General features: G+C 72.7%; 12 protein-coding genes. 6 read left to right on the top strand and 6 right to left on the bottom strand.

Annotation, left to right across the window (positions count from 1 at the left end; all coding sequences use genetic code 11):
- Window positions 1–76: 76 nt before the first annotated feature.
- From ACWGH4_RS06200 to ACWGH4_RS06175, 6 genes are all read right to left on the bottom strand, one after another.
- Entirely contained in the window at window positions 77–1,411 is a 1,335-nt protein-coding gene (locus tag ACWGH4_RS06200) for a hypothetical protein (protein ID WP_453456237.1), read from the bottom strand.
- A gap of 14 nt (window positions 1,412–1,425) precedes the next feature.
- Entirely contained in the window at window positions 1,426–2,520 is a 1,095-nt protein-coding gene (locus ACWGH4_RS06195; RefSeq protein WP_453456234.1) for a hypothetical protein, read from the bottom strand.
- Window positions 2,521–2,522: 2 nt separating this feature from the next.
- Window positions 2,523–3,266, bottom strand: a complete 744-nt coding sequence (locus tag ACWGH4_RS06190; RefSeq protein ID WP_453456231.1) for a COG1470 family protein — start codon at window positions 3,264–3,266, stop codon at window positions 2,523–2,525.
- A gap of 3 nt (window positions 3,267–3,269) precedes the next feature.
- On the bottom strand, window positions 3,270–3,929 hold the full coding sequence (locus ACWGH4_RS06185; protein WP_453456228.1) for a peptidase: 660 nt from the start codon (window positions 3,927–3,929) through the stop codon (window positions 3,270–3,272).
- Between the two features lie 131 nt (window positions 3,930–4,060).
- Window positions 4,061–4,564 (bottom strand): ATP-binding protein, encoded by a 504-nt coding sequence (locus ACWGH4_RS06180; protein ID WP_453456225.1) that lies wholly within the window; start codon window positions 4,562–4,564, stop codon window positions 4,061–4,063.
- Window positions 4,565–4,729: 165 nt separating this feature from the next.
- A complete protein-coding gene (locus tag ACWGH4_RS06175; protein ID WP_441267032.1) occupies window positions 4,730–5,098 on the bottom strand; it encodes an anti-sigma factor antagonist in 369 nt (122 codons plus the stop codon).
- Window positions 5,099–5,390: 292 nt separating this feature from the next.
- On the opposite strand from ACWGH4_RS06175, the gene ACWGH4_RS06170 reads away from it, so the two are divergent.
- The 6 genes from ACWGH4_RS06170 (at window position 5,391) to ACWGH4_RS06145 (ending at window position 12,960) form a co-directional block, all read left to right on the top strand.
- On the top strand, window positions 5,391–6,284 hold the full coding sequence (locus ACWGH4_RS06170; RefSeq protein ID WP_453456221.1) for an RNA polymerase sigma factor SigF: 894 nt from the start codon (window positions 5,391–5,393) through the stop codon (window positions 6,282–6,284).
- A 120-nt stretch (window positions 6,285–6,404) separates the two neighbouring features.
- Window positions 6,405–7,697 carry a DegT/DnrJ/EryC1/StrS family aminotransferase gene (locus ACWGH4_RS06165; RefSeq protein ID WP_453456218.1) on the top strand — a complete coding sequence of 431 codons (1,293 nt, stop codon included), beginning with the start codon at window positions 6,405–6,407 and terminating at the stop codon, window positions 7,695–7,697.
- On the top strand, window positions 7,684–9,624 hold the full coding sequence (locus ACWGH4_RS06160) for a lipopolysaccharide biosynthesis protein (protein WP_453456215.1): 1,941 nt from the start codon (window positions 7,684–7,686) through the stop codon (window positions 9,622–9,624). The genes ACWGH4_RS06165 and ACWGH4_RS06160 overlap by 14 nt, the downstream gene beginning before the upstream one ends.
- Window positions 9,621–11,480 (top strand): glycosyltransferase, encoded by a 1,860-nt coding sequence (locus ACWGH4_RS06155; protein ID WP_453456212.1) that lies wholly within the window; start codon window positions 9,621–9,623, stop codon window positions 11,478–11,480. Before ACWGH4_RS06160 ends, ACWGH4_RS06155 begins: the two co-directional genes overlap by 4 nt.
- A complete protein-coding gene (locus tag ACWGH4_RS06150) occupies window positions 11,477–11,908 on the top strand; it encodes a hypothetical protein (protein WP_453456209.1) in 432 nt (143 codons plus the stop codon). The genes ACWGH4_RS06155 and ACWGH4_RS06150 overlap by 4 nt, the downstream gene beginning before the upstream one ends.
- A complete protein-coding gene (locus ACWGH4_RS06145) occupies window positions 11,905–12,960 on the top strand; it encodes a glycosyl hydrolase (RefSeq protein ID WP_453456205.1) in 1,056 nt (351 codons plus the stop codon). Before ACWGH4_RS06150 ends, ACWGH4_RS06145 begins: the two co-directional genes overlap by 4 nt.
- Window positions 12,961–12,965: the final 5 nt, after the last annotated feature.

The following is a 12,965-nucleotide window of genomic DNA, read 5'->3' as shown; positions in this document are numbered from 1 at the left end:
AAGGAGACTTCGTGCCGGCCCTCCTGCTGTTCGCACATCGCCCTCACCGGGCGAACGCGCCGGAAGAAGCCGCCGCTCAGCGCGGGCCGCGCAGGCGCTGCCACGGCGTGAAGGTGAACACCGCGCCGCCGAGGAGGATCACCGTGCCGGCGACCAGGGCGAGGGCGCGCAGCGCGCCGGTGTCCTCCGCGCCGGTCTGGGCGAGGCCGCCGGACGACCCCGTTCCGCCGCCGGCTGTGCCGCCGCCGGTGGTGGTGCCCCCCGAAGCCCCGCCGGGCTGGGCCGAGGTGTCCAGCTCCAGGGAGAACGGGACGCCGGCCGGCGGGGTGCAGGTCGTGGTCGTGCCGAGCGCCTTGACCGTCAGCACACCGGGGCTGAGCGTCGCCCTGCCGGTCGCGCCCGGCTTGTACGTGCCCGTGAGGTCGGGGATCTCGATGGGCTCGCCCGACTTGATGGGCTCCTTGTTGGTCGGGCCCTCGACATGGACGAATCCCTTGTCGGCTCCGCCGAGCCGGACCTCCATGGAGGGCTTGACGGAGTCCGCCGGGATGTCGGCGGGGCTGTCCATGACGGACTTGGAGAACTTCACGGTCAGGTCGTAACCGCCGCCGTTCTTCTTGGCGTTGATCCGGACCGGGGAGACGGCGTTCTTGTCTCCGATCGGGGTCTTGCAGGCGTAGGCGACCTCGATCTCCTTGCCCTCGAAGTCGGTGGGGCCCGGATCGGTGCCCCCGGAGGTGGTTCCCCCTGAGCTGCCGCCCCCGGACGTCGTTCCGCCGGAGTCGGACCCACCATTGGTCGTTCCGCCCGTGGTGGTTCCTCCTGAACTGGTGCCCCCGGAAGTGGTGCCGCCCGAGCTCGTACCGCCGGAGGTGCCGCCCTGGCCGTCCGTCACCTTGATCGTCGCGCCGGCCCCGACCGTCTCCTTCGGTGAGCACTTGGTGTCCGTCGAGATCGGCTTCGACACGTTGATGCTGTACGCGCCCGGCGTGAGCGTGATCTCGCCGGCCTTCTCCAGTTTCAGCGTGGCCTTCATGTCGGGGAGCACCATCGGGCTGTTCTTGGGGATCGGCGGATTCTGGCGCGGACCTTCCGCCTTGAGTTCGCCGCTCGCGGCGCCCCCCAGGGTGATCGTGCCGGTCGGTTTGACCGTGTCCTTCTCCAGGTCCAGGACGTCCGGGTTCTTCGACGCCGCCTGGACGGTCTTCCACACCACCTCGACCTCGTCGCCGACCTTCGCCTCCGGGGGCGCGGTGATCTGCACCTTGGTGGTGCCCTGTACGGGCGGCAGACCGGAGATGGGCGGCGGAATGCACTCCGTCGCGTACGAGACCTCTGCGGCCTGTACCGGGCTCGCGGCCAGCAGCATCCCCGCTCCGCCGAGCATCAGCGCGACTCCGGCCGCGCTCATCCTCCGTTGCGTACTCACGAATGTCCCTTCGTCGTGGGCCGGTTCTCTGACGGTGCGGAAGGTGCGGACGTTGTGGACGGTGCGCCAGGTGCGGGCGGTGCGGAGGACACCGAGGGCGCGGAGGGCGTGGCGTCGGGCACGAGCCACGGAAGCGCCGCCGCCGTGTCGCTCGCGCCGCCGTCGGCGGTGGCCGTGGCAGTGGCGGTGGAGCCACGCCGTCGGGACGGGCGGGCATGGCGGGGGTCCGGCGGCCGGACCTTGTCGACGACCGCCATGCCGATACGGAACAGGGCGGCCGGCACGACCAGTGCCAGCAGCACCCAGAACACCGTCACGCCCCATGGCCTGGGCACGCGCCAGGGCTGCTCGGCGAGGACCTTCGTGCCGTACTCGACCGAGATCGAGTAGTCACCGTGCGCCCCGGCGGGAAGCTGCACGGGCAGCGTGATCCGTGCCTTCTCGCCGGGCCGCACCGTCCCGCGCCACTGCTGCTCCTCCCACTGCGGGGCGAACAGCCCGTGCGCCGTGCCGATCCGGAAGACCGGGTCCCGGACGGGGTCGGTGCCGAGGTTGCCGACCGTGAACTCGAGAGTGCGGGCGGGCGGGGCGCCGAAGAAGACGAGGAGGCCCGAATCCCCCTCGAGCCGGGTGGCCGTGAGCACCGCGAGCCTGCCGCCGCCGGTCTGCTCGGGAAGCGGGGCGGTGGGGTGGCCTGCGACGACGAACACGGCGTCCACGCTCTGCTGTTCCCCCATGACGGTGGCCACGTGGACGACGCAGGGGCAGGGCACGGGCGGTTCCGCGACCGGCACCTTCTTGCTGAACGACCCCGTGGAGCCGGTGGTGACCGCGCGACCGTCCGCGTTGGCACAGGAGTTGGTGCCGCCGATCACGCCCTTGGCGGGGGTGGCCCGGCCGCAGACGAGCAGCATGAGGAGGGTGCGGGGACGCCAGCCGCTGCCGCTGACGGTGATGTCCCGGCCCTTGCCCGCCTGCGGGGCGGACAGTTCCACCCTGGGCGGGGACGGGTCCGCGACCGCCGCGGGAACAGCCGGAAGCAGGAGGAACGCTGCGAGTACGACCGCGAGGGCGCGGCGGACGGAGGGCATCGTCAGCCTCCTGCTTTTCTGGGCCGGCGCCGCAGACGGACCCACAAGGACGCGGGCAGCAACAGCGTCAGCAGCAGGGCCGGCCAGGGAAGGAAGGTCTTCGCCACCGTCGCGCCGGCGTGCACGCCGCCCGCCGCGGTGACGTCCAGGCGCAGTTCGACACGGTCCAGCGCCGGTGGGTCCCATCGCTCGGTCAGCGCGACCCGTTGCGCCGGCGGCAGGGAACGGACCTCGTGGGCGCGGTGGGTCACCGGAGCGCCGAAGAGGCCGTCGGCGCGCAGCGAGACGCGCGGCGACAGGGGCGTGTTGCCGCGGTTGACGACGGTGTAGTGGACGAGACCGCCGGAGAAGGACACGTCCTCGACGGTGAGGGCGGGGACTTTCGGGCCGTTCACCCGCAGGTGGACGCGGATCGGCTCCGTGCGGCCGCCGGCCGACGCCGTGATCGTCGCGGTCCGTTCACCCGGGGGCGTGTTCGCGGGGACGGTCAGCGTGAAGGGGATCTCCGCACGGGTGCGGGCCGGGATCGTCACCTCGCCGGCGGCGAGAGCGATCCACGGCCCCGCGCCCGGCGGCGCCTTCATCTCCACCGTGAGCGCCTCGGTGCCCGGGTTGGTCAGGGACACGCGGTCCTCGAGCACCGTGCCGGGGCCGCCCTCCAGGTACACGTACTCGCGCTCCGGCTCCCAGCCGGCGCCGGGGGGAGGCGCGGCCAGGGCGAGTACGAGCGCGAGGGCGGCCCGCACGGATCAGCCCGCGGTCCGGCCGCCGCGCCGGGTCAGCCAGAGGACGCCGGCCGCCCCGGTCAGCAGTACGGTTCCGCCGAGCGTGCCGAGCGCGGTCGCCGCGTCCAGCGGACCGGTCTTCGGCAGTTCGGACGACCCGCCTCCCGTGGCGCCGCCCGCCGCCGTGACGTCGAGCTCGAGCGAGGGCCGGGGACTGTTCTTCGGCGTGCAGGTCGTGGTCGTGCCGAGGGCCTTGATGGTCAGCACTCCGGCCGTGAACGTGACCTTGCCGCTCTTCTTCGGGGTGTACGTACCGGACAGGTCGTTGATCTTGATCGGGGTCTCGGCGGGTACGGCGGCGGCGTTGGGCGGGCCGGACACCCGCACCTCACCCGTCTCCGCGCCGCCCAGTTCGATGACCGCGCTCGGGTTCATGGCGCCCTTGCCCAGTTCGACCGGGCTGGAGGAGACACCCTTCTGGAAGGACATCGTGAGCCGGTACGCGCCGCCGTTCCTGACCGCCTTGATGTCGATCGGCGACACGGCGCCCTTCGGGCCGATCGGGGTTCGGCACTCGTAGTCGACGTCCACGACGGCGGCGTGCGCGGCGGGGGCGGTCAGCAGCACCGCCGGGGCCGCCACCGCCGCCGCCAGGGCGAGAGCTGTTCGTTTCCGGTACGACACGTCGGGTCCCCTCGGCCGCAGTCAACTGACGACACATCAGATCGGGCGCTCAAGGTACGCCCGGGGCCTTGGGGAGGGAAGACAAAGAGCACGCCGTATCGGCGTGCTCTTTCAACGGGTCCTGAGCGGCGTCACGCGGGTGCGGCTAGCTCCGCCCACACCGTCTTGCCCGGAGAGCCGGGCGTTCTGACGACACCCCAGTCCATGCAGAGCCGCTGGACGATGAACATGCCGTGCCCGCCGGGCCGCCCGGCACGGTGGGGGGTGCGGGGCGCCGGCTGACCGGCACCCCGGTCGGTGACCTCCAGGCGCAGCACTTTGCCGTCGCAGCCGACGCGCAGCTCCTCCGGCCCCTCCGCGTGCAGACAGGCGTTGGTGACCAGCTCCGAGACGACCAGGAGCACGTCCTCCGCGGCGGCTCTGCGGTCGGCCGACGCGGCGGGCAGCCAGCCCCAGTCGTAGAGCGCCTGCCGCGTGAAGTCCCGGGCGAGGGGAACGATGCCACTGGCCGCGCGCAGGGGAAGGCTGCGCACGGCGCCGCCGGAGACCCCGGATGCGGGGACGGCCGGCGGCGCGCCGGCGCCACCCGGCTCCGGGCCGGCGTCGCCCGGCTGCTGTTGCCGGGTGGTGCTCATCAGCGCTTCACCTCACCGATTCACCGATTCACCAGTTCGCCATGGTCTCAAGTACGCAGAGTGCTGGGCGTTCAACGGTCTGCGGGGGTTCTCCTGCCCGACCGGCCCGTGACAACACCCACTGAGCGGATCCGGCCCGCGTGACGCGGGCAACAGGGCGGCCGGTCAGTGGACCAGGGCCGCTTCGACGGAGTCGTGCACCGTGAAGACCGCCTCGGCGCCGGTGATCTCGAAGACCCTCGCCACCACCGGCAGCATCCCTGCCAGATGGACCCCACCGCCACCGGCCTCGGCCTTCAACCGGGCACCGAGCAGCACATTGAGTCCCGTGGAATCACAGAACTCCAGCTGCGAGCAGTCGATGACCAGACGTACGCGACCGCGTTCGATCGCCTCCTCCAAGGGCACGCGCAGCAGGTCCGCCGTGTGGTGATCGAGCTCACCCACCGGCTTCACGATTTCGCTGCGGCCCTCGGTCCGAACCTCGACCTGAAGCCGGCCCCGATTGACGCTGCCGACCGTCTCGCGGTCCATGCCGTCCCTTTTCGCCGTGTCGTTCAGTGTGTCGCCACCGTGTCGTACATCACGTCGGCACCGTCGACGGACGGCGCTGACGTCCGTCGAACCCTACGCCCTCCACGCGCACACTGGTAGCCGAACTAACCGACAATACGGACATACTGCCGATATGCCACTTGCGATCGTCGTGGCAGACCGGGTAGGGCTAGTAGGGACACAACCAACACGGCCGGCTTTGGAGGCGCCGCTCACCGCAGCAGCATGTATGGGCTTCGGCAGCCATATGCCGAGAACGATGGAGGAGACCATGTCACCCCGGCTCGACGCATCGCGAACCCCCACCGCGCCGTCGACACTGTCCACCCCCACCGACGAACAGGCCACGGGCCTCGAAGCCCTCGAGGGCCTTCCGGAGATCCCGCCGTTCGAACAGGTGGGAGCGCTGGACGCGCGAGAACTGTCCAAGACGCTCTTCGCACGCCTCGCGTCCCTCGAGGAGGGCACGCACGAGTACGCGTACGTCCGTAACACCCTGGTGGAACTGAACCTCGCGCTGGTCAAGTTCGCCGCCTCACGGTTCCGCACCCGCAGCGAACCGATGGAGGACATCGTCCAGGTCGGCACGATCGGCCTGATCAAGGCGATCGACCGCTTCGAACTCAGCCGCGGCGTCGAGTTCCCCACCTTCGCGATGCCGACCATCATCGGCGAGATCAAGCGCTTCTTCCGCGACACCAGTTGGTCGGTGCGTGTGCCGCGCCGGCTCCAGGAGCTGCGGCTGGACCTCGCGAAGGCGGGGGACGAGCTCTCCCAGCAGCTCGACCGCGCCCCCACCGTCGACGAGCTCGCGCAGCGGCTCGACATCGGCCGGGACGAGGTCGTGGAGGGCATGGCCGCGAGCAACGCGTACACCGCGAGCTCGCTGGACGCCCAGCCGGAGGAGGACGACAGCGAGGGCGCCCTCGCCAACCGCATCGGCTACGAGGACCACGGGCTCGAAGGCATCGAGTACATCGAGTCGCTCAGGCCGATGATCGCGAGCCTTCCGCCGCGCGACCGCCAGATCCTCTCCCTGCGTTTCGTCGCCAACATGACGCAGTCGGAGATCGGTGAAGAGCTCGGCATCTCGCAGATGCACGTATCCAGGCTGCTGTCCCGGACCCTGCGCAGGCTCCGCAAGGGCCTGACGCTGGAGGAGTGAGCGGACCACCTCACCCGCACCCGGAAGGGCCCATTCCGTCAAGGAATGGGCCCTTCCACGTTATTGACGGGGCAGTCCCGATTGGTCCACATTGACCCAGGGGCAAGTGGGGGGAAACACATGGCTCTTGGGGAGGGCTGCCCGCAGGCGTACGCACCGCTCGAAGAGCTGATGCGCCGCCGTCTGGGCAGGGAGTGCCTGTACGTGCCGTCATGCCGTCTCGGCCTCTATGTGGCGCTGCGCCACTGGTGCCGGCCGGGCGGGCGGATACTGATGTCGCCGGTCAACGACGACGTGATCTTCTTCGTGGTGCTCGCGGCCGGTCTGCGCCCCGTGCAGGCGCCGCTGCGGGCGGACGACGGCACCATCGACGCCGAGGCCGTCCCCGAGTCCCTGTGGCGGAGCCTCTCCGCCGTCCTCACCACCAACCTGTACGGGAATCCGGACCCCGCCCCCGAACTGCGCGCACGCTGCGACGCGTCGGGCATCCCGCTGCTGGAGGACGCGGCGCACGCCATCGGCACCGTGCTGGCCGGGAGGCCCGTCGGCGGCTTCGGCGACGCCTCCGTCTTCAGCCTCTCCAAACACACCGGCGCCGGCACGGGCGGGTTCCTCGCCGTCGCCGACCCCGCGTCGCGGGAGGAGCTGGCGCGGGCCAGGGACGCCTTGCTGGCACCCGCACGGCTGTCGGCGGAGCTCGCCTACGGGCTGCGGCCGTACGCGGAGGCCGGGCTGCGGGGCCTGCGGCTCACCGAAGCGGCACGCGCGGCGCTGCGACTCCTCGGCCTCGAGGAGCGCACGGAGATCCGGATGGCGCTGCGCCCGGACGAACTGGCGCGTGCGCTGCCGCGGTCCCCGTCGCTCGACGCGTTCGACTCCTGGGCGCGGGTGGACATGCACAGCTACCGGCTCGTGCCTGGCCGGCTGCGGTTACGGCGTACGGAGCGGCTGCTGGCACGCCTCGACGAGCGGCTCGCGGCCCATCTCACGGGCACCCAGAGGCTGTTGGACACGCCGTGGGCCGCTCCCCGGCCGGGCCCCGCGCAGCCGCTGTTCCGGGTACCGCTGCTCGTGGAGGACCGGACCGCCGCGACGGCGGCGCTGGCCCGGCACCGGATCCCCGTCGGCTATCTCTACGACCCGCCGCTCGACCGGTACGCGGGTGACCACTTCACCGACCCGTCGCCCGCCCCCGCCGCGGCGTCGTGGTTCGCGCGCCACGCCCTGCCGGTCGATCCCCTGCGGGCCGAACAGGCCGCGGTGGTCCTGGACCGTGCCGGCGTACGACCGGCCAGGCCGCCGCAGACCGCCCCCACCCGGGCGCCGGCCCGTGTACCGCCCCATGTCCTGCGCCGCCCCGGCCCGTCGCCGGCGGCCCCGCGGCTGCCCCGCCGGGGCGATGCCGGTGCCTGACGCCCCCGGCGCGGGCGAGGGCGCGGACACGGCGACGGCCGTGCCGCTCCTGGGGGCCGGGCCGGGCGGCGGCGAGAGGGCGGCCGGTGGCCCGCCGCCGGCGGGCGACCGTGACGCGACGCACACCGGCACACCCGGGCCCGGTGCCGGTGACTCGCTGTTCCGCAACGCCTACGCGCTCATGCTCTCGACCGGGGTGTCCGCCGCGCTCGGACTCGGATTCTGGCTGGTGGCCGCCCGCCACTACACGCAGGAGGCCGTCGGGCAGGGGTCCGCCGCCATCGCCGCGATGCGGCTGCTCTCCTCGCTCACCGCCACCACCATGATCGGCGCGGTCGTCCGGTACGTGCCCCGGGCCGGGCGCGGGACCGGGGCCCTGGTGCGGCGGGCGTACGCGCTCAGCTCGCTCGTCGTGTGCCTGGCGTCCGTCGCCTTCCTCTTCACGCTGGACCTGTGGGGCCCGTCGTACGCCCTGCTCGGGGGCCTCACCGCCGGAGCCGTCTTCACGGCGTCCTGCATCGGGTGGGCGCTGCTCACCCTCCAGGACGGCGTGCTCACGGGCCTGCGCAGAGCCGTGTGGGTGCCGGTCGGCAACACTGTGTTCTCCGTCGGCAAGCTGCTGCTGCTCGTGGTGTTCGCCGGCGCCCTGCCGGTGCTCGGCATCTTCGTCTCCTGGGCCGTCGCGATCGCCCTGTCCGTCCTGCCGCTCGGCTGGATGGTCTTCCGCCGGCTGATCCCGAGGCAGGCGGCGGCCGACCACGACCGCGAGCCGCCGAGCCTGCGCGACATCGGCCGCTTCCTGGCCGGTGACTCGGTGGGGGCGCTGTTCTCCCTGGCGATGATCAACCTGCTGCCGGTGATGGTCGCCGTCAGCTTCGACGCCGCGCACAACGGCTTCTTCTACATCGCCTACACCGTCGGCGGCACGATGGAGTTCATGGCCATCAACATGGCCTCCTCGCTGACGGCGCACGCCTCGCACAGTCCGGAAACCCTGGCCGCGGGGGTGCGCGGCGCACTGCGTCGGATGGCGATGCTGCTCGTCCCGGTCGTGGCCGTCCTCGTCGTGTTCGCCCCTCAGATCCTCGCCCCCTTCGGCGAGGACTACGCGGCGCACGGCACCACCGTGCTGCGGCTGCTGGCGGCGGCGGCCCTGCCCCGTGTCGCCGTGGAGCTGTACATCGGCGTCCTGCGGGTCCAGGGGCGTACGGGCGTGCTGGCCGTGCTCCAGGCCGCCATGTGCGTACTGGTCCTCGGCAGCGCGGCGCTGCTTCTGGGTCCGGCCGGGATCGCGGGGGCCGGCTGGGCGATGCTGCTGTCGATGACGGCGATGGCGCTGGCGTGCGTGCCGGGGCTGCGTGCGGTCCTCGCCGGGGGACGCCCGCCCCCTCCCGGGCTCCGCGTCCGGGCGGCCCGGGCCCGTGCGCGCGTCGGCGAGGAGTGGGCGGTCACGGTGCTGTGGCTGTTCCTCGGGTTCGGCGCGGGGCTGTTCTGGACGCCGTTGGCGCACCGGCCGGACGCCGGCCACGTCGACTGGCCGTGGGCCCTGCCGTCGCTGAGCCTCGCGGGTCTCTCGCTGCTCCTCTTCGTCCAGGTCGCGGCCGCCGCCCTGCCGACGCCGCAGCCCGGGCTGCTCGGCGGCGGCCTGCTCGCCACGTTCGCCGCGCTGCACACCGCGCCGTGGAGCGGGCTGCGGACCGCCGTGGGGCAACTCCTGTGCCTCGCCGCCGTGTTCGTGATCCTCTGGCTCGTCCGGCTGCCGGGCGGCGCCCGCTGGGCCGTCCTGCTGCTGCTCCTCGCCGGCGGACGGGCCCTGCGGGAGCAGCTCGACGCCGTCCTGCTTCCGCTGCAACTGTCCCTGCTCTGCGCGGTACTTGTGCTCGCCCTGCTGCGCGGGCGCCGTCGCCGACACCGCCGTATCGAATGACCTGGGGGAAAAGCGTGCACCTGCCCGTCACCTCGGACGCCGGGCCCACGGCGGAGACGTCCGGCCCGCCCGCCGCCGACCCCGTCGGCGTGCGCCGGCGCGTGCCCTGGGGCGCGGCGCTGCCCCTCGCGGGCGCGCTCGCGCTGTGGGCGCACTCGGTACTGCGCACCGATCCGGTCGGGCTCGGAGACTTCGGGCTGGTCGGCGCGCTGCCCGTCACCTATTGGGCCGCCCTGGCACTGCTGACCGGCGGCTTCTGGTACTGCGTGCGCGATCCGGCGCGGGGCGGCGGCTGGCCCGCCGCGTACGTGCTGGGACTGCTGCTGATCGAACGGGCCACCCAGGCGCTCGTCTACCCGACCGCGCTGTACGCGTGGGCGTGGAAGCACGACGCGGTCGTGGAGCATCTGCTGTCCGCCGGCCGGCTGGAGACGACGGCCGAGCGGCTCGGTGACATGACCGTCTACGACCAGTGGCCGGGCTTCTTCGCCGCGCAGGCAGGCCTCGTACGGCTCACGGGCGCGGAGAGCGCGGCGGCCTTCATGGCCTGGTGGCCGCTGTTCTCGAGTCTGCTGCTGCTCGCTCCGCTGCTGCTGGTCTACCGCACGTTCACGCAGGACCGCAGGCTCGTCTGGACGGCCGTGTGGCTGTTCCACGTCGCCAACTGGGTCGGCCAGGACTACTTCTCGCCGCAGTCCCTCGCGTTCGCCCTGTACCTCGGTGTGATCGCGGTGGTGCTGCGCCGCGACGGCCGGACCGAGGACGGCGCACGGCCCCGGGGGCGCCTCCTGTGGACGGCCCTGCTGCTCCCCCTGATCGCGGCCGTCGTCGTCTCGCACCAGCTCACGCCGGTCATGCTGGGGGCGGGGCTCGCCGCGCTGTGCCTGACCCGCGACCGCCGCGCGTGGGCGCTGCCCGCGCTGGCCGCGCTGGCCGTGATGTTCCTGGCCTGGAACCTGACCGTCTCGCTGCCCTTCCTGCGCGAGGCGGTGCCCGAGATGCTCCGGTCCTTCGGCGACGTGCGCGGCAACCTGGAGACGGGCTACGGGTCGACGCCGACGGGGACCGGCCCGGTGACCGTGTCGTGGGTGGCCCGGTTGCTGTCGGGGGCGGTGCTGCTGCTCGCCGCGCTCGGCGTGCTGCGACGGAAAGCACTGCGGACCCGGGCCCGGCCGCTGCTGCTGCTCACCGCCGTCCCGCTGCTGATGCTCGTCGCGAACGACTACGGCAGCGAGATGATCTTCCGGGTGCTGCTGTTCATGCTGCCCGGCGCGTGCTTCTTCGCGGCAGCGGTCCTGCTTCCCCCGGCGGCGGCCGACGCCTCCCCGGACGTCCCGACGGCGGGGGCGGGCGACGGCGGACGGCGGCGGATCGTGCTCGCCGGGGCCGCGCTGCTCGTGCTCACCGCCGCGTTCGTGCCCGCCTACGCGGGCAAGGACCGGCTCAGCTACTTCCCGCCGGACGAGGTCGAGCTCGTCCGGCAGGTGATCGACGGTGCTCCGCCCGGCTCGCTCGTCGTCGCCGCGCACCGCAACTACCCGCTGGCGTACGCCTCGTACGGAGAGGTCGGCCACTACTGGTTCCTCGAGGACGCCAAGAGCCATGTGCGGGAGATCCTCGCCGACCCGGCCGGCACACTCGCCCGCGACATGGCCGGGGTGGCTTCGCCGGGCCGGGCGTACTTCCTACTCACGAGGGGCCAGATCGCGGGCTCCGAGATGAACGGCATGCTCAGCGCCGCGGAGCTGCGGCGCATCGAACGGTCCGTGGCCGACTCGCCCTTGTTCGAGCGGGTCGCCGGCAACAGCGCCGGTGTCGTCTACGCACTCAGGCCCACGACAGGGAGCACACCATGAGACCCGGATCGCTCACATTCCGGCTGCTGCCACCACTGGTGGGCTGGTGCGCGGTGGCCGCCACCGCGCTGCCCGCCGCCTCGCCGCTGCGGACACTGCCCGTCGTCGCCTTCCTCCTCGCGGGCCCCGGCGCCGCCGCCGTCCGCATCTGCGCGCCCGCCCTGCGCCGTTACGGCGCGGCCGCGCAGGACGACGGCTTCACCCGCGACTCCGACCGGCTGGAGCAGCTCGTCCTGGCGCTCTTCCTGAGTGTGGGCGCGGCGGTCCTCTGCGCGACCGCGCTGCTCGCCGCCGGCGCCTTCAGCGGACTGCGGCTGCTTGTCCTGCTGGCCGCGGCGACCACGCTCGCCGCGTGCTGCCCGCAGGTCACCGGCCGGGCGCCGGCCGCCCGCTCCGCCTCCCCGCCGAGGAAGGGGTCCCTCACGTGACCCTCACGGGAGTGCCGCGGCACCACCGCCGGCCCTGGGTGGCGGTGGTGTCCGCGGTGCTGCTCTGCGGGGTGCTCGCCCTCACGTTCGCCGGCCCAGGGGACAGTGCCCCGCCCTCGCCCGGCAGTCCCCGGTGCCGCGCCACCGAACTGCTGGTGCCCCCTTGCGGCGCCTGGTTCGGCGCCTACGTCCGGCACGAGAAGACCGACCTGGAGGAGAAGGTCCTCGCCTACGAGAAGCGGCTCGGGCGGCGGCTGGACATCGTGTACGCCTACCACGACATGTCCACCGACGGCCTCGAGGGCCGGCTGCTGACCGAGCAGGAACAGCGCGTCGGCCGGGACCGCTTGCTGCTGCTGTCGTGGGAGAGCAAGTGGTGGAACGGCCGGCCCGAACAGCAGCCGACCTGGCGGCAGATCGCGGCGGGGCAGCTCGACCGAAGCGTCGTCGACGTGCAGGCGCGGCGGATCAAGGCGTACGGGAAGAAGGTGTTCCTCTCGTTCGACCTGGAGATGGACACCCGCACCCCGGCCGCGGGCACGCCGGGGGAGTACGTCGCCGCCTACCGCCACATCCATGACCGGTTCCGTGAACTGGGCGTTCAGAACGTCGTCTGGACCTGGGTCGTCACCGGCTGGACCGGGCACGCGGCGCTGTTCCCGCGGCTGTATCCGGGCGACGCGTACGTCGACTGGATCGGCTACAACCAGTACAACTACTTCCGCTGCCACCGGACGTCCTGGAAGAGCTTCGAGGAGACGCAGACCGCGTCCCACCGGTGGATCAGGGAGCACATCTCCCGCGACAAACCCCTGATGCTCTCCGAGTTCGGCACGGCCGACGATCCGGCCCGCCCGGGCGCGCAGGCCGAGTGGTACGCGGAGGTCCCGGACGTGGTGAAGGAACTGGACGGGGTGCGGGCCGCGCTCCAGTGGAACCACCGCGACCCGGGGCCCGGCTGCGACCTGTCGCTCGCGCGGGAGTCCTCCTGGCAGGCCCTGCGACGCGCCGTGTCCGACCCGTACTTCGGCCAGCGCGTGCCTCGGGGCTGAGCCGC

The sequence above is a fragment of the Streptomyces sp. NPDC054847 genome (assembly GCF_053610925.1).
The sequence above is the reverse complement of the archived record's forward strand: the minus strand, read 5'-3'. Positions and strand labels throughout refer to the sequence as shown.